Annotated in this window: 20 protein-coding genes and 1 pseudogene; 3 read left to right on the plus strand and 18 right to left on the minus strand. The window is 64.6% G+C overall.

Annotation, left to right across the window (positions count from 1 at the left end):
• Positions 1-37: 37 nt before the first annotated feature.
• Together OKW43_RS03750 and OKW43_RS03755 are read right to left on the minus strand one after the other, a co-directional pair.
• On the minus strand, positions 38-997 hold the full coding sequence (locus OKW43_RS03750; RefSeq protein ID WP_429445355.1) for a DUF2950 domain-containing protein: 960 nt from the start codon (positions 995-997) through the stop codon (positions 38-40).
• A gap of 9 nt (positions 998-1,006) precedes the next feature.
• Entirely contained in the window at positions 1,007-2,500 is a 1,494-nt protein-coding gene (locus OKW43_RS03755) for a DUF3300 domain-containing protein (RefSeq protein ID WP_429445357.1), read from the minus strand.
• 349 nt (positions 2,501-2,849) lie between these two features.
• On the opposite strand from OKW43_RS03755, the gene OKW43_RS03760 reads away from it, so the two are divergent.
• From OKW43_RS03760 to ydiK, 3 genes are all read left to right on the plus strand, one after another.
• Positions 2,850-3,323: a glycine zipper family protein gene (locus tag OKW43_RS03760; protein WP_429445359.1), complete on the plus strand. Its 474-nt coding sequence runs from the start codon at positions 2,850-2,852 to the stop codon at positions 3,321-3,323.
• Positions 3,324-3,366: 43 nt separating this feature from the next.
• On the plus strand, positions 3,367-3,954 hold the full coding sequence (locus OKW43_RS03765; protein ID WP_429445361.1) for a hypothetical protein: 588 nt from the start codon (positions 3,367-3,369) through the stop codon (positions 3,952-3,954).
• Positions 3,955-4,027: 73 nt separating this feature from the next.
• Positions 4,028-5,239: an AI-2E family transporter YdiK gene (gene ydiK / locus OKW43_RS03770; RefSeq protein ID WP_429445363.1), complete on the plus strand. Its 1,212-nt coding sequence runs from the start codon at positions 4,028-4,030 to the stop codon at positions 5,237-5,239.
• A 22-nt stretch (positions 5,240-5,261) separates the two neighbouring features.
• On the opposite strand, the gene OKW43_RS03775 is transcribed toward ydiK, so the two are convergent.
• From OKW43_RS03775 to OKW43_RS03850, 16 genes and pseudogenes are all read right to left on the minus strand, one after another.
• Positions 5,262-6,281 carry a hypothetical protein gene (locus OKW43_RS03775; protein WP_429445365.1) on the minus strand — a complete coding sequence of 340 codons (1,020 nt, stop codon included), beginning with the start codon at positions 6,279-6,281 and terminating at the stop codon, positions 5,262-5,264.
• Between the two features lie 19 nt (positions 6,282-6,300).
• Complete coding sequence (locus OKW43_RS03780; protein WP_187633381.1) at positions 6,301-6,558, minus strand: RNA-binding protein; 258 nt, start codon at positions 6,556-6,558, stop codon at positions 6,301-6,303.
• Positions 6,559-6,590: 32 nt separating this feature from the next.
• Positions 6,591-7,373, minus strand: a complete 783-nt coding sequence (gene fabI / locus OKW43_RS03785) for an enoyl-ACP reductase FabI (RefSeq protein ID WP_429445367.1) — start codon at positions 7,371-7,373, stop codon at positions 6,591-6,593.
• 12 nt (positions 7,374-7,385) lie between these two features.
• Positions 7,386-8,561 carry an acetate/propionate family kinase gene (locus OKW43_RS03790; RefSeq protein WP_187633383.1) on the minus strand — a complete coding sequence of 392 codons (1,176 nt, stop codon included), beginning with the start codon at positions 8,559-8,561 and terminating at the stop codon, positions 7,386-7,388.
• Positions 8,562-8,565: 4 nt separating this feature from the next.
• Positions 8,566-9,570, minus strand: a pseudogene (locus tag OKW43_RS03795) (phosphate acetyltransferase); the annotation flags it as partial.
• 34 nt (positions 9,571-9,604) lie between these two features.
• Entirely contained in the window at positions 9,605-11,941 is a 2,337-nt protein-coding gene (locus tag OKW43_RS03800) for a DUF3141 domain-containing protein (protein ID WP_187633385.1), read from the minus strand.
• Between the two features lie 131 nt (positions 11,942-12,072).
• Positions 12,073-12,672, minus strand: a complete 600-nt coding sequence (locus OKW43_RS03805; protein ID WP_246529981.1) for a PqiC family protein — start codon at positions 12,670-12,672, stop codon at positions 12,073-12,075.
• Positions 12,673-12,680: 8 nt separating this feature from the next.
• Complete coding sequence (locus tag OKW43_RS03810) at positions 12,681-14,294, minus strand: intermembrane transport protein PqiB (RefSeq protein WP_187633386.1); 1,614 nt, start codon at positions 14,292-14,294, stop codon at positions 12,681-12,683.
• Positions 14,278-15,558, minus strand: coding sequence for a paraquat-inducible protein A (locus OKW43_RS03815; protein ID WP_187633387.1), 1,281 nt, complete (start codon positions 15,556-15,558; stop codon positions 14,278-14,280). The genes OKW43_RS03810 and OKW43_RS03815 overlap by 17 nt, the downstream gene beginning before the upstream one ends.
• On the minus strand, positions 15,555-17,069 hold the full coding sequence (locus OKW43_RS03820; protein WP_187633388.1) for an efflux transporter outer membrane subunit: 1,515 nt from the start codon (positions 17,067-17,069) through the stop codon (positions 15,555-15,557). Before OKW43_RS03820 ends, OKW43_RS03815 begins: the two co-directional genes overlap by 4 nt.
• A 1-nt stretch (position 17,070) precedes the next feature.
• Complete coding sequence (locus OKW43_RS03825; protein ID WP_429445371.1) at positions 17,071-20,304, minus strand: efflux RND transporter permease subunit; 3,234 nt, start codon at positions 20,302-20,304, stop codon at positions 17,071-17,073.
• Between the two features lie 13 nt (positions 20,305-20,317).
• Positions 20,318-21,565: an efflux RND transporter periplasmic adaptor subunit gene (locus OKW43_RS03830; protein ID WP_187633390.1), complete on the minus strand. Its 1,248-nt coding sequence runs from the start codon at positions 21,563-21,565 to the stop codon at positions 20,318-20,320.
• 16 nt (positions 21,566-21,581) lie between these two features.
• Positions 21,582-21,998: a hypothetical protein gene (locus tag OKW43_RS03835; protein WP_429445373.1), complete on the minus strand. Its 417-nt coding sequence runs from the start codon at positions 21,996-21,998 to the stop codon at positions 21,582-21,584.
• A 160-nt stretch (positions 21,999-22,158) separates the two neighbouring features.
• Complete coding sequence (locus OKW43_RS03840) at positions 22,159-22,545, minus strand: response regulator transcription factor (RefSeq protein ID WP_187633392.1); 387 nt, start codon at positions 22,543-22,545, stop codon at positions 22,159-22,161.
• A gap of 164 nt (positions 22,546-22,709) precedes the next feature.
• Positions 22,710-23,330: a response regulator transcription factor gene (locus OKW43_RS03845; RefSeq protein ID WP_429445375.1), complete on the minus strand. Its 621-nt coding sequence runs from the start codon at positions 23,328-23,330 to the stop codon at positions 22,710-22,712.
• A gap of 5 nt (positions 23,331-23,335) precedes the next feature.
• Positions 23,336-24,574, minus strand: a complete 1,239-nt coding sequence (locus OKW43_RS03850; protein WP_429445377.1) for a PAS domain-containing sensor histidine kinase — start codon at positions 24,572-24,574, stop codon at positions 23,336-23,338.
• Positions 24,575-25,441: the final 867 nt, after the last annotated feature.

Below are 25,441 nucleotides of genomic sequence, written 5' to 3' on the forward strand. Positions count from 1 at the left end.
GTTCTGCGGCCATGGCTTCAGCGCACCCCGAAGCCGCTCAGAGCGGTTCCTTGACACGCTGCCACGTGCGATCCGGATTGAACTCGGTCACGGGCGGCGCATGCGCGCCACGGTCCTTCTGATAGATCACGCCGTTGTTGTTGACCACGAAGGTCATCACACCGCTCGTGCCGTAGTGCGCCGGATAAGCGACCATCGCGAAGCCCGCGATCATGTGCCCGTTGATCACATAGCTGAACGCCCCGCCCGGCGCGCTCTTGCCCTGGCGCGTCAGAATGCGGAACTGGTAGCCTCGGTAGGGATCTCCCGCCGCGTGGCCTTTCAGATATTCGGAGCTGGCGGCCACGAGCGGGCCGAATGGACTCTCCTCCTCGTCGCTGTTTTGGTCGGTGTGCCAATAGAGGCCGTCGTGCCGGCCCGGCGTGCTGGCCAGTTTTTGCGCGTATTCGAGCAGGCCGTCGTGGTTTCGGTCTTGCGACGCGTATTGGCGCTGCGCGTCGATATAGGCCTGCAGCACCTTGATCGCTTCGCGCTCGTTGGAGCCGATCCGTCGATTGATCAGTTCTTCTTCGCCCTGCTCCGTGGCGAAGTGCCACGTGCCCCCCTCTTTCACGATCGGCACCGGCATGGGCCACGCCTCGTCGCCGACCAGCAGAATCCGCCGGTTCGGTCCCCTGTCGTCGAGCACATGATAGGCGTCGAGCTCCTTGCTCGCCTTGGCCCAGTTCGCCTCGTTCTCCGCCTGATCGGGCGAAACCACGAGGCTTTTGTGCGCTTCGCCGAAGATCGCGACGAGCGCCGCTTCGTCGTCGGTCTTCAGTGCGCTGGACAGCGCGGCGACCGCGTCTTCCGGTGTGGCGAACGTTCGCTGCCCTTCGGCGAACGCGGCCAACGGAACCGACAGCGCGAGCACCATCGCGCACAGTCGGCGCGATGACGCGACACGCCGCCGCAAATCGTCGCGTGCGCGCTTTCCGGGGATGCTCTGCCCGCTCATGGCTGCTCCTTATCGCCGTCCGCCGCCGCCGCGGCCGCCACCGCCACCGCCGGCCCGCGGCGAGAAACCACCACCGCCGCCGCGTCCGCCGCCACCGCCGGAAAATCCGCCGCCGCCTTGCGCCGATTGACGGCTCGCCGCGCCGCGCGCGCTGTTGGCCTGCGCGTCGCGCGCCGAGCCGTAGCCGCTGAACGCGTCGCCGCCGCGCGACTGCGCCGCGCGCGGATTCGCTTCCCGTGTGCCCGCCGACGTCGCCGGACGCTGGCTCGGCTGCGGCCGCCCTTGCGCGCCCGCGCCACCGCCCGCGCCACCGCCAGCGCCCGCGAAGTTCGCGCCCCCACCACCGCCCGCGCCACCGCCACCGCCACCGCCCGCGAAGTTTGCGCCCGCACCGCCGCCCGCACCGCCACGATTTCCGCCTGCGAGACCGCCGCCTGCACCTGCACCGCCGCCGCGAGAGGGCGGATCGCCGACCCGTTGCGTGCGCGCCGAGCGGTCCGCGACGCCGCTGACCTGCCCCGGCTTCTTGTCCGGGGTCCACGCTGACGAGCCCCCTCCCTGCGCGCGACCACCGCCGCGGTTGATGTCGCCCGTGTTGATATTGCCGCGCTCGACGTTTCTATCACCACGTTCGACGTTTCTATCACCGCGCTCGACATTTCTATCACCACGTTCGACGTTTCTTTCGCGGTTGATATTGATGTTGTTGTTGCCGCCGCCTCCGTAATTCGTTTCATAGTGTCCGCCGTTCCACGCAGCGGTAATCGCCGCGCCCCAGATCAGCCCCGTCGCGAGTGCGGCGCCGGGCGCGTACGGATAGTAGTAGGCCGGATACGGCGTGGGCGCGTAGGCGTAGGTCACGGGCGCACTTGCCACGACGACGGTCTGCGGGTTGTACTGCGGGACGTAGATCACCTGCGGATCGGCCGGCTGGATCTTGATCACTTCTTTCTCGACGACCACGACCTGTTTGTCGTCGGACTTCAGATGCCCCGCCGACTGCGTTTGCCGGCGGAAGCGCTGAATCGCCTGGAGCACCGAGCTCTGATCGGCAACAACGGCTTCGCCTAGATTGATGGTCCAGTCGAGATCGTTGCTCATGTTCTTGACGATGTCGGGGTAATTCAGCAGCGCCTTCACCGGATCGTGCCACGCGTCGTTGAGCTTCAACGACTTGTTGGTCTTGTACTGATCGAGAAAGCGGTCGGCCTGGACGATTTCGACGGGATAAGTGGAGGCGGGAAGGATGATCGCGACCAGGTCGTCCGGATATAGCGCGATCGGTCCGACGAGTTTGTCGAGCGTCGCCGCGGGAATGGGGGCGTTCGGGGCGGCGTTCGCAGGGGCGTTCGCGGCCGGCGCCTGCGCCAGCGACAACACAGCGCAGAACGCGCCGCAGCACGCGAGAAGCGCCGCGCCCAGCACATGGCTGACACGTCGCGCGCGACTGTCGACCGTTGCAAACGGAATAATGCGTGCAAGAGCACGCGGATCGCGGTCCATCGATGCTTCCCCTCGCGCTTCGTCAGCGCCCCCCGGCTTGCCATGCTGCCCGGCATTCCTGAGTCGCCATGTTTGACAGACAGTTCTCCGAAGCAATGGAAACGACATGCACCTGTTGCATGCATACAGTTTGGAAACCAGGGACGGGATTGCAAATACGACCTTGGTCCCATTGCGCGCGACAGGCCTGCGACGCCATGATGAAAGCGAACCTGCCATTGCTGCGCGACCACCGCGCGGCAACCGGTCCCAGCAGAGTTTCCATTCACGGGTGCCGGTTGCGCCCTCACGCCTGAGCGAACAGGCAGCCGGCGACTTGCACCCGCGCGTGCTCACGCAAGGAGCTGTCGTGAATAAATCGACGAAATACTTCATTGTCGCCGCGTTGACCGCATCGCTGTCGTTGGAAGGCCTGGCGCAATCGCGGCCGATTGCCTATCCGGCCAGAGGTCAAAGCCAGCAGCAACAGCAGCAGGACGAAGGCGCGTGCTATTCGTGGGCGCGCAGTAATACCGGCGTCGACCCGACCGCGGTCGCCAATGCCCCGCCCCCGCCTTCCGGACCCGCGGTGGGAGGCGGCGAGCGCGTGCAGGGCGCCGCGCGCGGCGCGGCCGGCGGCGCGGTCATCGGCGCGATTGCGGGCGATGCCGGCAAGGGCGCCGCCATCGGCGCCGCGACCGGCACGATGGTCGGCGGATCGCGCGCGCGGCAGAACCGGCGCGCGGCCGCGGCACAGTCGCAGACGCAAACGCAGGGCTCGATGGACACGTTCAATCGCGCATTCGCCGCGTGCATGTCCGGGCGGGGCTACACGGTCCAATGAGCGCGCAAGCGCGCGTCCATTCGCGGCGTTCAAGGAGAGCAGCATGACAAACGGCAAACTCATCATCGCGGCGGCGCTCGTGTGTCTCGCGAATACGGGGTTCGCTCAGACGGAAGCACCGGTCGTGGTCAAGAGCGAGCCCGGCAAAGTGAGCATGTCGGGCACGGTCAAAACGACGTCGACTGTCGTCGGCATCGAGCCGGAAACCCGCACCGTCTGGCTCAAGGATCCGAAGGGCAAGGTCGTGCAGGTCGTGGTCGGCGAGGAAGCCCGCAACTTCGATCAGATCAGGGTCGGCGACGTGGTCAAAGCCGAGTATTCGCAGGCTCTGACCATCACGCTGAAAAAAGGCAACGCGCCGCTGACCGCCAACGAAACGCAAATGCTCAATCGCACGCCGGCGGGCGCGAAACCCGGCGGCTCGGCCTCGCGCGAAGTCACGATCATGGCGAGCGTGGTCGCCGTCGATCACCAGAGCGGCGCGGTCACGCTGAAAGGCCCGCAAGGCAATACGGTGGACCTGATCGTGCAGGACCCCGAACAGCTCAAGCGGATCAAAAAAGGCGACCAGATGCAAGCGGTCTATACGGAGGCGGTGGCCATCTCCGTGGAGCCGCTCGCCAGCAAATAGCGGACATGCCTGGCCCGCGCGCGTGAGCTTGCCGATCAGCTCAGCGAGCCATTCGGGAGGAACCGCAAACACAATGGCGGACACGGCCCAACGCCCCCCGCAGCCGGAGCCGCAGCCGCGGCCTGAAGCGCCGCGTCAATTGCTGCGGCCCACGGTCGATCTCGCGCAGATCCTGCTGGCCATCGGCGCGCTGCTGTTGCTGATCGGCGGCAGCCTTTACATCGTGCATCCGTTCGTGCCCGCGTTGATATGGGGCACGACGATCGTCGTCACTACCTGGCCGCTGATGCTCAAGCTCCAGCAGCACCTCGGCGGCCGGCGCTGGCTCGCCGTGATGATCATGCTGCTGGCCGAAGTCGTGGTGATCTGCATTCCGACCTACGGCGCGGTGTCCACGCTTGCCGATCATGCCGACGACATCATGGACTTCGTCAAAGGCCTGCCTGACTACTCGCTTCCGTCGCCCCCGCGCTGGCTGACCGGCGTACCGTTGACCGAGCACTTCACGCGCGAATGGCAACGACTGTCCGAAGCGGGACCGGGCGGCATGCTGGCGAGGATCGAGCCCTATGCCGCCGTGCTCGCCAAATGGCTGCTGGTTCAGATGGGGCTCGTCGGCGCATTCGCGTTGCATCTGCTTCTGATGATCATTCTGTGCGGCCTGTTGTACGCCAAGGGCGAGGCCGCGGTCGAGTTGGTGACCGCCCTGGCGTTGCGGGTTGCACCGAACAACGGCAAGGGCATCGTGCATCTGACCGGACAGTCGATCCGCGCGATCGCACTCGGCGTCGTCGTGACCGCACTGGTGCAGGCGTCACTCGGCGCGGCCGGCATCTGGCTCGCGGGCATTCCGTTCGCGGCGGTGTTGAGCGCGCTGGTGTTCGTCATGTGTCTCGTGCAACTGGGCCCGCTGTTGCCAATGCTCGGCTGCGTGATCTGGCTCTTCATGCACGACTCGCAGCTGACGGCGATCGTGCTGCTCGTCTGGGCCCTCTGCGTGTCAGCGCTCGACAACGTTCTGCGGCCGATACTGATTCGCCGCGCCGTCGCGCTGCCGTTGGTGCTGATTCTCGCGGGCGTGCTCGGCGGCCTGATCGCGGTGGGGCCGGTCGGCCTCTTCATCGGCCCGGTCATTCTCGCCGTCACCTACCATCTGCTGCTCGCATGGATCGCGCTACCGAACCGCGTATCGGCGCAGGACGATCCGGCCGGTCTGGCAGAAGCCGCGCATGCCGCAAGCCTCGCTTCGGGGCCGGACGATCAGAGCGGAAAGGCTCTTTCATGAGCGAACCAAAGCACGGCTCGCGTCAGATCAGACGATGCGCATGCTGCAGCGTGCTGCGGGGCGGCGCGAAATCGCCGCGCCGAAAGCGCACCGTCGAGAAGACCCGTATCGCGTTGGGACTCGCCGGCAGACGCGCAAGGCGAAACTCGATTTCGTGCGCGGGCCGCGCATCCCCCTCTGCCACGACGACGTTCATCCGGTCGAGCCGGAACGTGCTCTTCATCACATAGAAATGTGCATCCGGCGCCGCCAGCACGCCGCAAACCAGATCGAGATGCCGCTCCAGCGCTTCGGTCTTCAGGCCCAACTGCGCCAGAGCGCGATCGTTCTCCTCGATCTGCGCCTGCAGCCGCGCCACTTCCGCGAAATTCGACGGCGCGTCGCTGCCGAGCAACGAGCGCACGCCCGCCCCCTGCCGTTCGAGAATCGTCAGGCGCGTTTTCAGAAGCGCCTTTTCGCGTTGCAGTTCGTCCTGCCGCGAGGTATCGGCCTCGATCTTAGCGATGCCTTCGAGCACGAGCTGATCGACGATCCGCAGCACGATTTCCCGTCGCAATGCGGCTTCGGATTCGCCGCACACGCGCACCTGGTGATCGCTGAAGTTGATCGTCGTCTGCGCGATGTCGGTATGCGTCGCCTCGCCGTATTGCCCGACACCGAAAATATGTCGCTCGTCGATGGCCATGCCGAGCACCGCGAAGGCTTCGTCGGCAGCGGGACGATCGTTGAAAAATACGTTGAGTTCGTGCGAGCGGTTAAAGGGCGGACACACGTCGTCGGGCGTGGCGAAAAAGGCGTGGATGTACGGGTCCGACGCCCAGGCCGCCGCGTTCGCTTCGCGCGCGGGCGGCACTTCATCGACGAGCCGGACCAGATAGGCGGTTGTGTGTTGCACGGCGGGCAGCAGGCGCGACGCGTAATTGCGCGCGAGCCGCAACGACGGACAGAGTCCAACGATTCGCTCGACGATTGCCCTCGCCTGCGGATCGTAGCTCGCTTCGGACCCGGCGCGCTTCGTCAGCCACCGCGACAGCAGACCCATGCCCGGCTCCCGTCGCCCGTCACGATTCGTCGCGCTCCGGCAGCAGCTGCGCGACGATCGTGTGGTTCTTCCAGAACAGGTTATGGACGCGGTTTTGCAGCACGCGCAGTCCGTCCCTGCTCACGGCGTCGAACACGACCACCGCGCCGGGCCTCGAGCCCGTGCCGTGCACCCGCTGGATCGAGCTGAAGCGCGGGAACCCGTACCGGATCAGGAACTCGCCGATCTCTTCGTCCGAGACGCTTTCCTCGACGTTTCCAAGAAACAGTTCAGCCATGATGCTTACTCCCTAGGGTCTGTTTACATACCCTATGCCACGATGTTCAGTCCGCCGTCGATATACAACGTGGAACCGGAAAGCCGCCGCGCATACGGCGTGGCCAGAAACGCGCAGCTATAACCGACATCCATGATGTCGGCCAGTTCGCCGATCGGCGCGCGCTGCACCGCTTCGTTGAGCAGCAGCTCGAAATCCTTCAAGCCCGATGCGGCGCGGGTCTTCAGCGGCCCGGGAGATATCGCGTGCACGCGGATGCCGTTCGGCCCCAGCTCGAACGCGAGATAGCGCGCGCAGGCTTCGAGCGCCGCCTTGACGGGGCCCATCAGGTTGTAGTTCGGCACGACCTTGTTCGCGCCGTAATAGCTCATCGTCAGCATGGTGCCGCCGTCTTTCATCAGCGGCGCGGCAAGGCGCGCCATCCGCACGAATGAATGACAGGAGATGTCCATCGCGCTCAGGAAGCCTTCGCGCGACGATCGCAGCAGTCCGCCATGCAAATCCGCTTTCGGCGCCCAGGCAATCGCGTGAACGAGAATATCGAGGCGCCCCCAGGTCTTCTCGATCCGATCGAAAACGGCCTCCATCGCGCCCTCGCCCGTTACGTCGAGCGGCATGAAGATCTCGGCATCGAGTGCTTTCGCAATCGGTTCCACATGCGGCAGCGCCTTGTCGTTCGCATAGGTGAGCGCAACGCTCGCGCCGAGTTCGTGAAACGCCTTCGCACAACCATAGGCAATCGAAGCTTCGTTGGCGACGCCGGTCACGAGAGCCTTTGTTCCTTCCAGAATCAAACGCGATTGCTCGACAGACATGGTGAAACTCCTCTATGCGACGAAAGCGAGCGTATGGCGGGCGATCATCAGTTCCTCGTTGGTGGGCACGACCCAGACCGGCAGCTTGCTCGAAGCGCGGCTGATCAGCGGGCCGCCCGCCCGATTGGCCGCGTCGTCGAGTTCGGCCCCGAGCCACGCCGCATCGCGCACGATGCGCTCGCGGATCGCGACGGCGTGTTCGCCGATGCCAGCCGTCAGCACCAGTGCGTCGAGACCTTGCATCGCCGCGGCGAGACTGCCGAGTTCGCGCCCGATGCGGTAGGTGTACACGTCGATGGCAAAGCGCGCGCGCGGGTCGGCGCTGTCGAGCAGTGCGCGCATGTCGCCCGAGAGGCCCGACATACCGAGCAACCCCGAGCCTTTGTAGAGCAGGTCCGCGATCGCCCGCGAATCCATCTGCAACTCGTCGAGCAGATACAGAATCACGCCGGGGTCGAGGGTGCCGCAACGCGTGCCCATCGGCAGGCCTTCCACCGCCGTGAAGCCCATCGTGCTGGCCACACTCTTGCCCGCGACCATCGCGCACATGCTGGCGCCGTTGCCCAGATGCGCGACGACGGTGCGTCCCCCCGCCGCGGCCGGCGCGATCTGCGGCAGCACGCTCGCGATGTATTCGTACGACAGCCCGTGAAAACCGTAGCGCCGCACGCCGCGCCCGGTAATCGACGCGGGCAGCGCATAGGCCTGCGCGGTCTCGGTCTGCGTGCGATGAAACGTGGTGTCGAAGCACGCGACCTGGGCAAGCTCGGGACGCAACTGCGCGAGGATGCGAATCGGTTTCAGGTTATGCGGCTGATGGAGCGGCGCGAGTGGGCTCAGGCTCTCCAGCTCGTCGAGCACGTCGGAGGTCACGACGACGGGCCCGGCAAAGTGCTGCCCGCCGTGCACGACGCGATGCCCGACCGCCTTGAGCTGCTCGCCGCCGCCGTGGTCGCGTAAAAAACCGCCCAGATATTCGATCGCGCCCTGATGACCGAGCTGGTAGCCATCGCCCCATTCGTGCGAGCTGGCCTCGCCGTCACGATCGGTCGCGCGAAACCGCGGGCTCGTGTAGAGCGCTTCGATCTGGCCGCGCAGAATCAGTTCGAGTTGCGCGTGTTGCGCGTCGAAGGCGCTGAACTTGAGGCTCGACGACCCGGCGTTCAATACGAGGATCACATCCGCCATGACGTCACCCCAGCACCTTGCCGGCCTCGCGCCGCGCCTTCGCCACCAGCGCGGCGACCGCGCACGACGCGAGACGCGTCGTCAGCGAATCCGCGCGGCTCGTCAGAATGATCGGCACGCGCGCGCCGAGCACGATACCCGCCGCGTCCGCGCCGGCGAGAAACGACAGGCTCTTCGCGAGCATGTTGCCCGCTTCAAGGTCCGGCACCATCAATACATTGGCGCGTCCGGCAACCCGCGACTCGATGCGCTTGATGCGCATGGCTTCGAGGCTGATCGCGTTGTCGAGCGCGAGCGGACCGTCGACGAGCGCGCCGGTAATCTGGCCGCGATCCACCATCTTGCACAGCGCAGCCGCTTCCACCGTCGATGGAATCTTCGGATTGACGCTCTCGGTCGCCGACAGGATCGCCACGCGCACTTCGTCCAGCTTCAGCGCGTGCCCGAGGTCGATCGCGTTCTGCAGGATGTCGACCTTCTCTTCGAGCGTCGGCGCGATGTTGATCGCGGCGTCGGTGATGATCAGCGCGTTCTCGTAGGCGGGCACGTCCATCACGAAGCAATGGCTGACGCGCCGCTCGGTGCGCAGGCCCCCCTCGCGGCGAATCACTTCGGCCATCAGCTCGTCCGTATGCAGGCTGCCTTTCATCAGGGCCTCCGCCTTGCCTTCGCGCACCAGTTGCACGGCCATGGCGGCAGCGGCATGGCTATGCGGCGCATCGACGATCGTGAAGTCCGATATGTCGATCTCGTGCTCCGCGGCAATCGCTTCGATGCGCGCGCGCGGCCCGACCAGCAGCGGCGCGATCAGTCGCATCCCGGCCGCTTCGACCGCGCCGTTGAGCGAACTCGGGTCGCATGGATGCGCGACCGCTGTCGGCAATGCCGGCAGTGTCTGGCTGAATTCGATCAGCCGCTGATACTTCGCGTGCTTTTCCATCGACGTATTCCTCTTGTGTACGGCGGGTTGGGTTCGCGCCGCGCGGCGCGCCGTGCTTACGCTTGTGGCGCGTTCACGTCCGGCCGCGCATCGCGCCGGTCGCTCACGCGCGAGTGCGGTCGGGCAAACGCGCGTCGCGCTTGCGGCTCACGCGCGGACCCAGCACCGCGCGGATGCGTTCGTATGCGTCCTTTTGCGCGGCGTCGGGCGCGGAGTTCAGCACGCGCTCGTCGCTCACCAGCTTGTCGAGCAGTTGCAGAAAGCGCTCGCGGTCCTCGCTGTGGGAAAGCAGCTTCGGCAGCGTGGCAATCGCCTCATCCGGTTCGAAGCTGACGATGATTTCCTGCTCGCCCCGGATGCGCCGCCAGTGATCGGGGCTGATGTCCGGCAGGTACTCCGCGTAACTTTCGGCGATCTCCTTGCGCAGCTCGAAGCGCGCGAGCGGCAACGACGCGCCCTTCTGCGACAACAGGAACGCCGCGCGCGCCAGCGCCTCCGTGTAGCCGCCGTCGCCGATCGCCTTGAGCGCCGTACGCACGAACGGCAGCTCGCGCGGATCGATCGCGCCGGCTTGCGCGGGCGTGCTGTCCGCGGACGGCTTGCTGAGATACGTCGCATACAGATTCGCGTACACGCTGAAGAAGCTGGCCTCGGTCGCCGCGTCGCGCATCGCGCGGTAATAGTCGAGGGACGCGCTGATCATTTGCGAGCCGTTGTGTTCGAGCTTGCTCCACGGATTATCGGCGGCGGTCCGCTGGCGATTGTCACGAACGGCTTGTGCGGCCGCCGGCAGCCAGCCAAGCCACGGGTTCATCGCGGACACGGCCCAGCGCTGCCAGCGCAGCGGATGAAACTGGCGCAGCATGCGGGCGCTCGTTTCGTTCGACATCGCCTGCACGAACGGCTGCGCGAGCAGTTCATACATGCGCTGATTCAGATTGGACACCGCCGCGACTGCTTCGAACGGCTTTTCGTCGATGCGGCCGAAGCGGTTCAGATGCGCGGCTATTTCCTCGAGCCGCCGCTCATGAAATTCGACTGCGTATTCGATCTCCCCGGCCGCGTTCCTGGCCTCGCTGATGGTCATGCCGTAAAGGCCCGGCGGAAACGTTTCGATGGTCTCGAGTACGGAGACAATCTGCTTGTGCTCCTTCTTCGCGACTTTCCCGGACACGAAGATGCCCAGATGCCCGATGTTTTCGTGCGTCAGACCGACGATCACCTGGCCGCGCGACTTGATCTCCTCGGTGCTGCCATACAGGTCCGCCACCCAGTTGAACGCCTGTTGAGGCGGCGTGATGTTGTCGCCCATCGACGCGAACAGGATGATCGGCGAGCGGATCTCACGCAGATCGAAAGTCTGGCCGCTGCTATCCGCTACTCCGCCCGACCACAGCTTGTTGCCGACGAACAGGTTGCGCGTGATCCATTCGATCTCCTCGCGATTCATCAGGTAGTAGCTGCCCCACCAGCGCTCGAATTCCAGAAAGCGGGGCGGCTCGGTGTCGATGTTCGAGAACAGGTGGTAGTACTTGTCCCAGAACGTGTTGGCGGGGTTAAGGTTTTCGAAGTTCTCCACCAGATACGCGCCGTCGAACTTGCCGTTGCCGAGATCCGCCGCGTACGACGCGAGCCACGCGCCGCCCATCATGCCGCCCGCGTAGCGCATCGGGTTGTCGCCCTCGCCTTCGCTCCAGGCCGCGCTCCAGTACGACATCGGTGCGCCGTTGATGACGATCGGGCCGGTCTCTTCGGGATCGGAACTGGCGAGCATCATCGCCGCCCAGCCGCCCTGGCAATTGCCGATGATCGCGGGCTTCGGACTGTCGGGATGCAGCGCGCGTACCTTGCGCACGAATAGCTGCTCGGCGCTGCACACGTCGAGCAGAGTCTGACCGGGCTCGGGATCACGAAAGAACACCACGAAGTAGACGGGGTAGCCCGCGCGCAGCGCGACGCCCGCCTGCGAATCGTCCTTGAAGCCGCCGATGCCGGGGCCGTGCCCGGCGCGCGGATCGATGATCAGATACGGACGTTTGCGCACGTCGACGCCCACGCCTTCGAGCGGACGAAGTTGCAGCAGCGCATAGTTGACCGGCCGCTCGAACGTGCGGCCATCGAGCAGCATGTCGTAGTCGAAATGCAGTACCGGCTTGGGACCGCTGACGCTGCGTTCGACGAACTCGTTGCCGCGCCGGTACAGCGTGTCCCAGAAGAGCAGCGAGCGCTGCGCGGCGTCCACGGTGTATTGCCATGCGTTGAACGGGTCGAACAGCGTGGCCGCGACGCTTGCCGGGACGCTGTCATTGTGATCGAACCCCAGCGTGTCGGTGACCCGCTCGTTCAGATGCCGCTGGGCGATTTGCGTGCGCTTTTGCAGCACGTGGGTGATTTTCGCGGCAATGTCCTGGCTATGTGACAACAACGTTTCAGCGTCCATCGGGCGACTCCTGAAAGGTGCGCTACACGATCGTCGCTCGGGAGCGCGCCGTGCATCGATTGAATCGTGGAGTCGGCCCCGGCCTCTGGCAATCGGACCAAAGTCGTATGCCCGCGACCCGGTCCGACGCGTCAATGAGCCGGGTTCGCTTGCACCGCGGCGGCGATGTCTCGACTCACCGAGGCGAGCGCGCGATCGTGAGCGGCGATGATCGGCTCGAAACCCGGACCGGACACGGTCTCGCGCGCGACCGACCGGCCGGTGACGGCGCGGCCGTTGCCCGGCGGGCGCACGGCCCATAGCACGTCGACGGTGACGTCGCGCCCCGGCACGGACTCGAAGCGCATCACGTCGACCCGCACGTGCCAGACCGCGGAAGGATCGCGTACCGCATCGAACACCGAAATCTGCTGCGAGTTCAGCAGCGCGCCGAGGTCGGCCGCGATCGCGCGGCCAATGCCGCCGTTCAGCGGCTGCGCCCAGCGGTCGAATTCGTTGACCTCGACCTCGTTGTTGCCGATCCGCGTGACGATCTGCGGCCGGTCCACCACGTCGGGTATCGTGACCGGACCGATCACCGCCGCGATGGGCGGGCTCGCGCCGGTGCTGGTCAGCGACTCGTCGGGGCTGAGCGTGTAGAAGTTGGTCGTTGGCGACTTGCAGGCGCCCAGCAAAGCGCCGACGAGCGCGAGAATCAGGCCGGCCGTCAGGCGGCCCATAAAGCGGGCCATCGCATATCTCATGGCTTCTGGTCCTCCGACTTGCCGCGCACGAGCGATTCCGGATGCCGCGACAGATAATCGGCCAGCGTGCGCAGCGAGGCCGCGGTGCGCGTCAATTCGCGCATCGCGTCTTCCGTCGATTGCTGCAGCGACGAGTCCGGCTGCAGCGCGGCATTCGCGGAATCGAGCGTGGACTGCGCGGACAGCAGCGTGTCGCGCGCTTTCGGCACGACTTGCGTGTTGAGCTCCGCGAGCATCGCGTTGGTCGTGCGCAGCGTCGAGCGCGCGTCCTTGCCGATGTCCCCGAACGGTATGTCGTTGACCTTGGCGAGCAGACGCGTGACCGAGTCCTGCAGCGATTGCAGCGTGCGCGGAGTCGCGGGCATTTCGGGCGGCGTCTTGCTCCAGTCGATCGACGCCTTCGGCACGTCGGCGAAATAGTCCAGCGCGAGATAGAGCTGGCCGGTCAGCGGATTGCCGCTTCTCAACTGGAAGCGGAAGCCGTGCTCGACGAGGTAGTTGGCGAGACTGCGCGGGTTGTCGGTGATCCGTCCGCCGGCGCCGTCGTTCTGATAGCGCGACGTGAAGCGCTCCGGATAGATATTGATCTCGACGGGAATGCTGAACCGGCGGGTGACCGGATCGAAGCGCGTATAGATCGCCGTCACTTCGCCGATCACGACGCCGCGAAAATCGACCGGTGCGCCGACCGTCAAGCCGCGTACCGAATCCGTGAAATTCACCGCGTATTTGTCGACGATGCGATCGTGCACCTTCATTGCGTCGGCGCGCGTGGTGTACAGGTCGAACGGGGTGGCGGCATCGGCGGCCGTCACGACCTGCGAATCCGGCGGCGATTCGAACGCGATGCCGCCGATGATGATCGACACGATCGACTGCGATTCGACGCGCAAGCCATTGCTGTCGAACGCCACGTCGATACCGCTCGCGTGCCAGAAGCGCGTATCGGTTCTCACGAACCGGTCGTACGGCGCATTGACGAAAACCTTCACCGTGACGCCGCGGCCGTCGGGGTCCAACTGGTACGACGCCACCTGGCCCACCTGGAGCCGGCGGAAGAACACGGGCGTACCCACGTCGAGCGAGCCGAGTCCGACTCCATGCAACGTGTACTCGTGCCCCGGCACGTCGCTCGCGATCACGGGCGGCTCCTCGAGGCCGACGAAACTGCGGCGCGCTTTGTCCGAATTGCCGACGTCGACGTCGATATACGAGCCCGACAGCAGCGTGCTGAGCCCCGACACCGTGCCGCCCGAAATGCGCGGACGCACGACCCAGAAGTGGGTGTTGTCGACGAGTAGGTCCGACACGTCGCGCGTCACCTCGGCCTTGGCCACCACGCGCTTGTGGTCCGGCGACAGCGAGACCGCTTCGACCACGCCGATATCGACGTCCTTGAACTTGAGCTTCGTCTTGCCCGCTTCGAGACCGTCGCCCGTCTTGAAGCTGATGCTGATCTGCTCGCCGCGCTCCATTACCGCCTTCACTGCCAGCCAACCGCCGATCAGTATCGCGACGATCGGCACGAGCCAGACCAGTTGCATCCGCAAGCGCGAGCGCGGCACCGGCTCCGCCGCAGGCAGATCGGGATCTTCATTCGGAGTGGACACGGTTTGTCTCCAATGCGTCCCACATCAGGCGCGGATCGAACGACATCGCGGCGAGCAGCGTCAGCACCACGACCGCGCCGAACGCGATCGCCGCCGGCCCGGCCGTGATCGTCGCCAGCGCCTGGAACTGCACCAGCGCGACCAGCATCGTGATCACGTAGATATCGAGCATCGACCATCGCCCGATCAGCTCGATCATGCGATAGATCCGCGTGCGCTGACCCGGCAGCCATTGCGAATGAAGCTGCGTCGACAACACGAGATACGCGAGGCCGAGAATCTTCAGCATCGGCACGACGATGCTCGCGATGAACACGAGCAGCGCAAGCAGCCACGAGCCGGACACCCACAGATAGACCACGCCGCTCATGATCGTGTCCTTCTGCGAGCCGAACAGCGAGCTCGTGTGCATCACGGGCAGCACGTTCGCCGGAATGTAGAGCACCATCGCGGCGATCAGATACGCCCAGGTCCGCGACAGGCTGGCGGGCTTGCGCTGATGCAACGGCGCCTTGCAGCGCGGACAGACATGCTTGCCAGCGCCGCCGGGCTGCCTGGCCAGCAGGCCGCATTCTTCGCACAGCACCAGTTCGTAGGCGGAGGCCGTAATGGCGTTGCGGCGCAAGCGCAGCGGCGGCAATTTAAATGCTCGGGCGCCGCCCCTCTCGGTGATGCGCCCCCACACCTCGCGCGGATCGAACGTCGCCGACGCGGCCGCGAGCAGCAGCATCAGCGCGATGAACGACCACAGCGCGGTGCCCGGCACCACCCTCGCGATATGCGCGAGCTTGACGAGCGCGACCAGCAGACCGAGGATCAGCACCTCGGTCATGCCCCACGGCCGCGCGAACTGAAATAGACGAAAGCCGTTGGCCGCGCTCCACGGCAAGCGCCCGAAGCGCAGCGGCAGCAGCAGCCAGAGCATCGCCACGGTCTGCAGCACCGGCGTGACGATCGTCGTCACGCCGACCAGGATGGCGAGCGGCCACGTGCCGTAGATGTACAGCATGCGCACCGAGCCCGCGAGCGTGGTCTGCACGATATGGCCGTTCAGCGACAGACCGACGATCGGAAACAGGTTCGAGATCACGAGCAGCACCGCGCACGCGCACGTGAAGGCGAGCGCATACTCGGGCCCGTTCGAGCGTCCTCGTCTGAGCTCCGCGCGGCAACGCTGGCAGCGTAACGCATTGCCGGCGGCGGGCGGCGCGCCGAGCTGAAGCAGGTCGCACTCTTCGCAGGCGATGAGTTCGTTGTGCGTCATCTCGCCTCCACTGCGGCCGAAAGTCCTGCCGGCGCGGGCGCGTTCTGCGAGACCGGTGCCATCGCCGTCGGCGTTTGCTCTGCGGGCGGCGGCACCGTCAGTTTTTCCGCCTCGAGCACCCAGCCTCCGCCCATCGCCTTGTAGAGCGTGACGAACGCGGTCAGCACCGCGCCCTGGGTTTGCGTATAGGTGAGTTGCGCGTTGAAGAGACTCCGCTCCGCATCGAGCACTTCGATGTAGCTCGTATAACCGCCTTCGTAACGCTGCCGCGCGAGGTGCGCGTAGGTGTGCAGCGCCTCGACCTGGAGGTTTTGCGCATCGAGTGCCTGATGCGTCTTCTGCACGGACACGAGCGCGTCCTCGACCTCCTGGAACGCCACCTGGATCGACTTTTCGTACGAGTACAGCGCTTCCTGCTGGCGCGCTTCGGCCTGGTGCACCTGGCCGGTGATGTTGCCGGCCGTGAAGATCGGCTGCGCGACGCTGCCGGCAAATGACCACACCCGTGCGGGCCCGGTGAACAGATTCGAGAACTGCGTGCTGACGGAACCGAAAAGCCCCGTCAGCGAGATGGACGGGAAGTACAGCGCACGCGCCGCGCCGATCAGCGCGTTTTGCGCGACCAACGCCTGCTCGGCCTCCAGCAGGTCGGGACGGCGTTCGAGCAGATCGGACGGCAGCCCCTCGGGAATCTGAGGCGTGCCCATCTGCGCCAGTTCACGGCCGCGCAGAATCGCGCCGGGATTCTTGCCGATCAATACCGACAGCGCGTCTTCCTGCTGGGCGATCTGCGCTTCGATCTGCGGCACCGTGACCCGGGCGGCTTGATACTCCGACTGGCTCTGCGCGAGCTCCATCTGCGAGACCTCGCCGCCGTGGAAGCGAGCCTCGAAAACGCGCACCGATTCCGCGCGGCTTTCCACGGTCTCCTTCGCGATGTCGAGCTGCCGGTCCAGACTGCGCAGATTGATGTAGGCCGAAGCAACCGAGCCGACCAGTGTCAGAATCGTGGCGCGGCGGCCCTCTTCGCTCGCGAGCAGATTCGCGCGCGCCGCCTCGGTTTCCCGGCGCACCTTGCCGAACAGATCGATTTCCCAAGCCACCGACAGCGACGCGTTGAACTGGTTGTAGATGGGGCTCACGCCGTTGGGCAGCGGCACGCCTTGCTCCTGCGAGACGCGTTGACGCGACGCGTCGGCGCCTGCCGACAGTTGTGGGAACAGCGCGGAACGCGTGGTCACGAACTGCCCCCTAAACTCGTCGACCCGCGCGGCCGCGACCTTCACGTCGCGATTGTCCTGCAGCGCGGTGGCGATCAGCTGATCGAGCACCGGGTCCTGAAACTGCTCCCACCACGCGGTGTTGGCGATGCCCGCAGCCTCGCCCTGGGCGAAGCGATAGGTGGCCGGCACGTCCACCGCGGGGCGCACGTAGTTGGGGCCGAGCAGGCACCCGCCGAGCCCGAGCAGCATGACGGATGCGAGCAATCGCGCCGGAGCCGTCCCGAGCATGTCATTCCCCTTCCCGCGCCGCGGACGGCGCCTCGCTCGACGCGCCGGGCCCGGCTACCGTGGTGGGGCCGGGTCCTACGCCGCCGCTGGCCTGCACGTCCGCTTTCGGCTTTTTGCCGCCGCTCGAACGCGAGGACATCGACTCGAGCAGGTAATAGAACATCGGGATGAAGAATACGGCGATCGCCGTCGCGCCCAGCATCCCGCCGATCACACCGGTGCCGATCGAATGGCGGCTGTTGGCCGACGCGCCCGTCGCGATCGCGAGCGGCACGCAGCCAAGAATGAACGCGAGCGAGGTCATCACGATCGGCCGCAGCCGCTCTTCGGCCGCGGTCATCGTCGCGTCGAATACCGATGCGCCCGTCTCGCGATTGAGCACCGCGAACTCGAAGATCAGGATCGCGTTCTTTGCGGCGAGCGCGACCAGCATCGTCAAACCGATCTGGAAGTAGACGTCGTTGGACAGGCCGCGCAGCATGATCGCGAGCAGCGCGCCGAACAACGCGAACGGCACGGCCATCAGCACGCCGAACGGCAGCGTCCACTTCTCGTACTGCGCGGCGAGGATCAGGAACACCATCACGAGACCGAACACGAAGACGAGCCCGGACGTGCCGCCCGACTGCCGTTCTTCGAATGCCTCGCCGCTCCACGCGACGTCGTAGCCTTCCGGCATCTGCGCGGCGATCTGTTCCAGCGTCGAGATCACCTGTCCGGAGCTGTAGCCCGGCGCGGCATTCGCAGTGACCTTGATGGCCGGGAAATTATTGAATCGCGTGACGAGGTCCGGGCCCGTCACAAAGCGGTAGCTCGCCACCGACCTGATCGGCACCATCGTGCCGTTCCTGCTGCGCACGAAGATCTGATCGAGATCGGTGGGCTTCAGCCGATACGACGGCTCCGCCTGCAGAATCACCTGCCACAGCCGGCTCGAACGATTGAACTGCGATACGTACAGCGAACCGAACATCGTCTGCATCGCGCTATAGACGTCTTCGACCGGCACGCCGAGCGTCTCCGACTTGTCGCGATCCACGTCGACCAGCAGTTGCCGCGACGCCGCATTGAACGTCATCGTGACGCCGGTCAGCTCCTTGCGCGCCCGCGCTTTCTGCACGAACTGGTCGGCCACGCCCGCGAGCTGTGCGATGGAAGCATCCCCCTTGCTCTGAAGCCACACCTCCGTGCCGCCTGTCGTGCCGAGCCCCGGAATCGACGGCGGGTTGACCGGCACAATAATGCCCTCCTGCACGTTCGCGAAGTGGCGATACGCGTCGAGCAGCACCTGGCGCGCGTTCTGCGTCGCGCGGTTGGCGCGCGTATAGCGTTCGTCGAAGCTCTTCAGACCGACGAAGAAGGTGCCGGCATTGTTCTTGTTCTGGCTGTCGAGCAGGCTGAAACCATCGACCGTGGTGATGCTGCCTACCGCCTCCTGTTTCATGAAATAGTCAGTGATGACTTGCGACACCTGGCCGGTGCGGTCGAGGCTAGCCGCGTCCGGCATGATGACCGCGCCGAGCAGATAACCCTGGTCTTCAGGCGGCAGGAACGCCGACGGAATCGAGCGCATCATCAGCACCGCGAGCACGATCATCGCCGCGAAGAACACGAGCCCCATGACAAAGCGCTTGATGATGAGCTTGACCGCGCGTGAATAGCCCGACGTCATGCGGGCGAACTGATTGTCGAACCAGCGGAAAAAGCCCTTCTTCTCGTGGTGCGCGCTTTTCAGCAGCAACGCGGCGAGCGCCGGTGACAAGGTCAGTGCGACGATGCCGGACAGCACCACCGAAATCGCAATCGTGATCGCGAACTGCTTGTACATCTGGCCGGTGATGCCGCCGAGAAACGCGACCGGCACGAACACCGCGCACAACACCAGCACGATCGCCACGACTGGCCCGGCGACTTCGTCCATCGCCCGTTTCGAGGCCTCTTTTGGCGAGAGCTTGTGCACCGTTATGTTGCGTTCAACGTTCTCGATCACGACGATCGCATCGTCGACGACGATACCGATCGCGAGCACCATGCCGAACAAGGTCAGCATGTTGATCGAAAAGCCCAGCGGCAGCATGAACATGCAGGTGCCGACGATCGACACCGGCACCGCGATGATCGGAATCAGCGTCGCGCGAAGGCTTTGCAGGAATACGAACACGACGATCACGACGAGCACCAGCGCTTCGAAGAACGTATGGATCACGTCCGAGATCGACGCTCGCGTGAACTCGGTCGTGTCCATCGCGATTTCGTAGCTCATGCCTTCCGGAAACGACTTCTTCAGCTCCGCGAGTGTCGCGCGCACCTGCTTCGCCACGTCGAGCGCATTGGCGCCCGGCTGCTGATACACGGCGAGCACGGTGGCCGGCTTGCCCTGGAAGCGGCTGCGAATCGAGTAGTCTTTCTGGCCGAGCTCGGCGCGGCCGATGTCCTTGAGCCGCACGATCGCCGCGCCGCCGCTCGCGGCGCGCACGATGATGTTGTCGAACTGCGAAGGCTCGGCGAGGCGCCCCGTGGTCGTGACCGCGAACGATTGCTGGACCGCTCCGCTGGTCGGCGACTGTCCGATACTGCCCACCGCGAACTGCTGGTTCTGGTTCGCGACGACCCGTTGCACGTCGGCGGCCGTCACGCCCAGCTGGGCCATCCGGTCGGGCTTCAGCCAGATCCGCATCGCGTAGTCTGGCGTGCCGAAGATACTCGACTGGTTCGCGCCCGGAATCCGCTTGATCGCGTCAAGCACGTAGATGTTCGTAAAGTTCGCGATATACGTCGAATCGTAGCGGTCGGTGGGCGAATAGATCGCGATCACCATCATGAACGCCTGCGACTTTTTCTGTACCTGAATGCCCTGCGCCTGTACCGATTGCGGCAGTTGCGGCAGCGCGAGATTCACGCGGTTCTGCACGTCGACCTGGGCCAGTTCGGGGTTCGTGCCGATCTGGAAGTACACGTTGAGCGTCATACTGCCGGTCGACGAACTCGACGAGTTCATGTAGATCATGTTGTCCGCGCCATTGACCTGCTGCTCGATCGGTGCGGCGACGTTGTTCGCGACGACCTCGGCGCTGGCGCCCGGATAGGTGGCGGACACCGTGATCTGCGGGGGGGTGATGTCGGGGTATTGCGCGATCGGCAGCGAGAACATCGCCAACGCGCCGCCGAGCGTGATGACGATCGAAATGACTGACGCGAAAATCGGCCGATCGATGCAGTAGCGCGAAATGTTCATGGCGGCTGCCCCGTCACTCGGCGGCTGGCGCTGCCGCGGCGCCTTGCGATGCAGCCGTCGCCACCGCCGCCGGGCTTTTCCCGCCGGCCGCCACGGTTTTGACGATTTTCAGCTGCGAATCCGCGGTAACGCGCTGCGCGCCGTCCACGACGATGCGCTCGCCCGCCTTGAGTCCGTCGGAAACAAACCAGTTATCGCCCTGCCAGTCGCCGACTTCGACGACGCGCTGATGCGCCTTCGAGTCGCTACCGACGACCCACACGAAGTGGCTCTTCGCGCCCTGCAACACCGCGCGCTGCGGCACGAGCGTCGCATTGGGCCGGATCGCGCCGGAAACGCGGGCCCGCACGAACTGGCCGGGGCGCAACGTGCCCTTCGGGTTTTCGAAGGTCGCGCGCACGAGGAAGGTTCCCGTTTCGGTGTTGAACGCCGGGTTCGCGAAGTCGATCTGGCCTTGCTCGGCATAGGACGAGCCATCGGCGAGAATCAGATGCACGGAGAAATCGTTGTGCGCGGGAAATCGCAGATAGCCTGCCGCAATGTCATCCCGGTACTTCAGCATCTCGTTCTCCGAGATGCTGAAGTTCACCCATATCGGATCGAGCTGGTACACGTAGGTCAGCAAACCGTTCGAGGTCGCCGTCACGTAGCTGCCATCCTGCTGACGCGCGAAACTCGACAGGCCGTTCAGCGGCGACTTGATCGTCGTGTAGCCGAGGTTCAGCAGCGCGGTGTCGACTTCCCCCTGGGCGGCGATCACGGCGGCGGCGCTTTGCTTCTCGTTGCCGACCGCGTCGTCGAGATCCTTCTTGCTCAATGCGTTCTGCGCCGCCAACGGCTCCACACGGGCGAGATTGGCTTTGGCGACTTCGAGACGCGCCTGCTGCTGCGCCAGCTGACCTTTCGCGGTCTGCAGCGCGGCCTCGAACGGCTTGCGGTCCATCTGGAACATCGTTTGTCCCGCCTTGACCAACGCGCCTTCGGTGTACATGCGCTTGTCGAGAAAGCCGTCCACCCGCGAGCGGATCTCGACTTCACGCGAACTCTGCGTTTGCGCGGTGAATTCGAAGTCGACCGGCGTGTCCTGCTGCGTGATCGTCATCACGGTCACTTCCGGTGCGGCGGCGACCGGCGGCGGAGCAGGTTTCTTGCACGACGCGAGCAGCGTGAGCAGCGCCAGCGCCGCGACGACGGCGGGCAACGTGAGAGCGCCGCGAGAATCCGGCCGCGGCGAGACCAAGGACACGGGGACGGTTTTCATCGCGCACTCCACATGCTCACAAGGGCGTGCAATTGCCGAACAGTACGAAGGCGTCGTTTCTGTTCGCGATCGTCAGCGTCATTTCGCCGTCCGCCGAATCGACGACCAGCGTCCAGCCAAAGCCCATCTCATTCCCAAGGATGAGGACCTGATCCGCGTCCTTGTTGACCGAGAGCATCGGCGTCGTGCGCGCGGGACCGACGACGACGCGTTTGTCGAAGTCGAGAGTCAGGAATTTCGGCAGGCCGAGATCCGCGGGCAACGAGCGCGTGCAGGCGATACCCGGATCGCAGGCGTGGGCGTCGATCGTCGCGCAGACCAGCCGCTTGCTGCCGTCGAAGTCCGCCGCGCCCACCTGCAACGCAACGGTACTGAGAAGAATCGCGAGACAAACCGAGCTTGATTTCATCACGTGCGCTCCCGCTTTTTTCATTGAACGTCGCCGCGCTGCGCGCCGCGCACTGTTCGGTCCCGCGTGCAGTGCGGCGCAGCCAGCGTTCGGTTCGACGCCCTGGCTGAGTTCAGTTTCGTGGCCCGAAGAAGCGGCGACAATCGGACCTTGGTCTCATATCATCCGGCGCGATGACGCGCCCTCAGGGCGTCGGCGGACCGCCGATGGCCATCTCGACCGCCTTGAACAGGATCGCGCTGGTGAAAGGCTTGCGCAGATACGCGGCCGCGCCCGCCGCAAGCGCGGTCTGGCGGACGGAGAGATCGTCGTAGGCGGTGATCACGATGACGGGCACGCCCATTTGCGCGAGCTGACGCTGGACTTCCAGACCGTTGGTTCCAGGCATCTGGACATCCAGAATCACGCAGGCAGGCCGATACGACGGGATAGCCGTTAGCGCATTCAAGAACTCGTCGCCGCTGTAAAACGTCTCCGCCCTGATACCCTCGGAATGCAGCAAACGCTTGATGGCTCGGCACACCGACTCGTCATCGTCGACCACCGCAACGAATTGGTTAGGGTTGACCATATGACGCCGCGAGCGGACAGTCGCTCCACAAAGTAGACCACTGATGCTTTAGCGTAATGGGTGAAAGTCCAATGAGATATAAGACTTTGGTCCACTAGCGGTATCGACCAACACCGGCCAGAGTGGTAGGCAACGCGGAAGTGGGCGCCCGATTCGGGCGATTATCATTCGTCGGCCGTACAAACGCCGGCCTTTTGCACCAGCCGCACGAGTTCGACGATCGATCGGGCCTTCATCTTCTCCATCACGCGGGCCCGATGAATCTTGATGGTCTTTTCGGCCGCGCCCAGATCGCTCGCAACCTGTTTGTTCATGCGGCCGGTCACGACGAGTTCCATGACTTCACGCTCACGGCGAGTCAGATGCCGCATCCGCTCTTCGATTTCCTCGCGTTCGTGGCGCCGCCTGCTTTCGATGCACGCGCGCGCGAGCGCGCGATCCACCGCGGCGAGCAACAGCGAGTCGCGCACGGGCTTGGGCAGGAAGTCGACCGCTCCGCCCTTCATCGCGTCGACGCTCGAGCTGATGTCGCCGTGCCCGGTCAGAAATACGATCGGCAGAAGCTGATCGAGCTTGCACTGCACTTCGAGTCCGGTCATGCCCGGCATCTGCAGGTCGAGAACGAGGCAGGCCGGCATGCTCGTCAAATCGGCTCGTTCGAGAAAGGCTTCGGGACTCTCGAAGCATTCGACCTGGTAGCCCGAGGCGCGCAGTAATCGGGCGAGCGCGCAGCGCACGCTGCCGTCGTCGTCGACGACGAATACGCGAGTGGCGGTCTGGTCCATGATGATCAGAGCACCCGTCCCTGTCGCATATCGGTCGCCACGGGAAGCGTGACGTGAAACGACGCCCCTTTGCCCTCGTTGTTTTCCGCCCACAGCCGGCCGCGGTGCGCGGTGATGATCGTGCGGCTGATGGAAAGGCCCAGGCCTAGCCCCTGGGGCTTGGTGGTGAAAAACGGCCGGAAAATCCGCTCCATGCTGTCGACGCCGAGGCCTTGCCCGCGATCCTTCACCGTTAACCGTATCAGTCCTCCCGGTTCCTCACGCACCGTCGTATCGACGATCCGTTCCGTGGCAGGACAATCTTTGACCGCGTCGAAAGCGTTGAGCAGCAGGTTCAGGATCACCTGCTGAAGCTGAACCTTGTCGCCGCAAATCAGCGTCAGATTCTCGGGAATGTCGAAGCTCGTGCGCACGCCGCGCGTCGACGCATCGCTGTGCACGAGCATCGCGATGTCGCGCACGACGTTGCCGAGGTCCAGCAACTGCAATTCGACATCGCCTTTGCGCACCAATGCGCGGATCTTCTGCAGCACGTCGTTCGCGCGGCAATTGTCGGCGACGATATCGTCGAGCGCTGCGCGAAGCTCCACCGCGTTGGTCGCCCCCGAGTCCATGAATTTGCGCGCGGCTTGCGCGTTGAACAGAATCGCGGTAAGCGGCTGCTTCAACTCGTGCGCGAGAGATCCGGCCAGTTCGCCCAATGAAGACACGCGCGACAGATGCGCGAGTTCCCTGGTATTTCCATCGACTTCGCCGCAGACACTGCAATCCGATAGCGCGGTAATCCGCAATTCCTGATTGTGCACGCGGCAGCGCGTGGTTTCAGCCTCCGCGTGAAAGCCGCCGCCGTCGCGGCGCCGCGCGATCAGGATCTGCGTGGTCGCGACAGCGGGGATTTTTATTTTCGTGCCATGATCGCCGAGGTCCGAACGATCGGCGTTGATGCCATCGATCGGAAACAGCCTGGAGGCTGGCGCACCGATCAGCTCTTCCCTCGTATAGCCGAACAGTTGCGCCGCGCGCGCGTTCGCGAAAATGATCTGGTCCCATTGATCGACCGCGACGATCGGGACCGGCAGCATTTCGAGCGTCTCGCGCAGCGGCGTTCTCGCGTCGAGCATGCGTTGCGCACTGCGATCGCCGTCGCCGTGCAGCCACGATGCGCACGCGACCACACAACGTTGCCAAGCCGGCAACGATTGCAGCGGTTCGTGGGGATCGCGGGTACTCTGTCGGCTCGACATGCCAGGGATGCTGCGAAGGCGTTGAAACCGGTGATGCCTGGGTGAAGACTGTCTGGAAGCGTCGTGCCCGGACAGTGGCGGACCGTCGGTGCGCGCAGTGTCGACTTGTAAAGTGTGGCTTCGGACCACGTGGCGCGGTTGCGCGTACAAGGACATGAAAATTCCCGCTACTCCGATCGCCAGGTGTCTGCCGTGCACGATCAGATTAATCATGGGCGCCTCCGAGTCCAGTGCGAACGGATTCCGTACAACTGCGACGTCTTTATGCTGGGCTTCGAACTACGTAATTGACTTCACAATCGGTACTTCGCACGTCTGGTGGCTGGAACTCAGTATAGGCTATCCAGAACCAGTTACCGTCCGATGATCCAATTTTTGCCGCTCCTTCGGGAAACTCCTCAATCGTTCCCTGCTTTGTCCGCCATCGCTCGTCGATCGCCGACAGTGTTTGTTAGGCAATTAATTATTCCCGCGCGAGGCGCGCCTGAGGCCTTCCTATTCGCGCGCGCAAAATCGTTAGCAAACGTATTTGCACAGATCGAGCCGCATGTGCTCTTTTTCGTGGCGGATTCGTACTAGTGCGGTTATGCCTGACCTGACACTGCTTTCAAATGAAAACGCCGGGCCGCAAAGTTTTCGCGCACTGCGAATAACAAAACCATCGAGTATGGCAACGCTAAATCGCTGACCGAATTTATTCCTCGTCGGACAACTTTATCTTTGCTCAGCCGACGTATTTACCGAATTATTCCGGTGCGAATCAAAATAGTTTTTATGCCAGACAGATGGGTAAACGCAGGGCCCGGCAAGAGAGCGCGTTTCGTTATGCCTTTTACACCGGTATTGAACACACACGACGAGCAGGGC

The organism is Paraburkholderia sp. WC7.3g, from assembly GCF_050436345.1.
Classification (GTDB): domain Bacteria; phylum Pseudomonadota; class Gammaproteobacteria; order Burkholderiales; family Burkholderiaceae; genus Paraburkholderia; species Paraburkholderia podalyriae.

Bases quoted from the DNA above. Each gene is read 5' to 3' on its own strand.
- OKW43_RS03790 (WP_187633383.1), bottom strand. From the start codon at position 8,561: ATGGCGGATGTGATCCTCGTATTGAACGCCGGGTCGTCGAGCCTCAAG.
- OKW43_RS03830 (WP_187633390.1), bottom strand. From the start codon at position 21,565: ATGAAAACCGTCCCCGTGTCCTTGGTCTCGCCGCGGCCGGATTCTCGC.
- fabI (WP_429445367.1), bottom strand. From the start codon at position 7,373: ATGTCTGTCGAGCAATCGCGTTTGATTCTGGAAGGAACAAAGGCTCTC.
- OKW43_RS03755 (WP_429445357.1), bottom strand. From the start codon at position 2,500: ATGGACCGCGATCCGCGTGCTCTTGCACGCATTATTCCGTTTGCAACG.
- OKW43_RS03820 (WP_187633388.1), bottom strand. From the start codon at position 17,069: ATGCTCGGGACGGCTCCGGCGCGATTGCTCGCATCCGTCATGCTGCTC.
- OKW43_RS03750 (WP_429445355.1), bottom strand. From the start codon at position 997: ATGAGCGGGCAGAGCATCCCCGGAAAGCGCGCACGCGACGATTTGCGG.
- OKW43_RS03815 (WP_187633387.1), bottom strand. From the start codon at position 15,558: ATGACGCACAACGAACTCATCGCCTGCGAAGAGTGCGACCTGCTTCAG.
- OKW43_RS03840 (WP_187633392.1), bottom strand. From the start codon at position 22,545: ATGGTCAACCCTAACCAATTCGTTGCGGTGGTCGACGATGACGAGTCG.
- OKW43_RS03835 (WP_429445373.1), bottom strand. From the start codon at position 21,998: ATGAAAAAAGCGGGAGCGCACGTGATGAAATCAAGCTCGGTTTGTCTC.
- OKW43_RS03800 (WP_187633385.1), bottom strand. From the start codon at position 11,941: ATGGACGCTGAAACGTTGTTGTCACATAGCCAGGACATTGCCGCGAAA.
- OKW43_RS03805 (WP_246529981.1), bottom strand. From the start codon at position 12,672: ATGGCCCGCTTTATGGGCCGCCTGACGGCCGGCCTGATTCTCGCGCTC.
- OKW43_RS03850 (WP_429445377.1), bottom strand. From the start codon at position 24,574: ATGTCGAGCCGACAGAGTACCCGCGATCCCCACGAACCGCTGCAATCG.
- OKW43_RS03825 (WP_429445371.1), bottom strand. From the start codon at position 20,304: ATGAACATTTCGCGCTACTGCATCGATCGGCCGATTTTCGCGTCAGTC.
- ydiK (WP_429445363.1), top strand. From the start codon at position 4,028: ATGGCGGACACGGCCCAACGCCCCCCGCAGCCGGAGCCGCAGCCGCGG.
- OKW43_RS03845 (WP_429445375.1), bottom strand. From the start codon at position 23,330: ATGGACCAGACCGCCACTCGCGTATTCGTCGTCGACGACGACGGCAGC.
- OKW43_RS03775 (WP_429445365.1), bottom strand. From the start codon at position 6,281: ATGGGTCTGCTGTCGCGGTGGCTGACGAAGCGCGCCGGGTCCGAAGCG.
- OKW43_RS03780 (WP_187633381.1), bottom strand. From the start codon at position 6,558: ATGGCTGAACTGTTTCTTGGAAACGTCGAGGAAAGCGTCTCGGACGAA.
- OKW43_RS03765 (WP_429445361.1), top strand. From the start codon at position 3,367: ATGACAAACGGCAAACTCATCATCGCGGCGGCGCTCGTGTGTCTCGCG.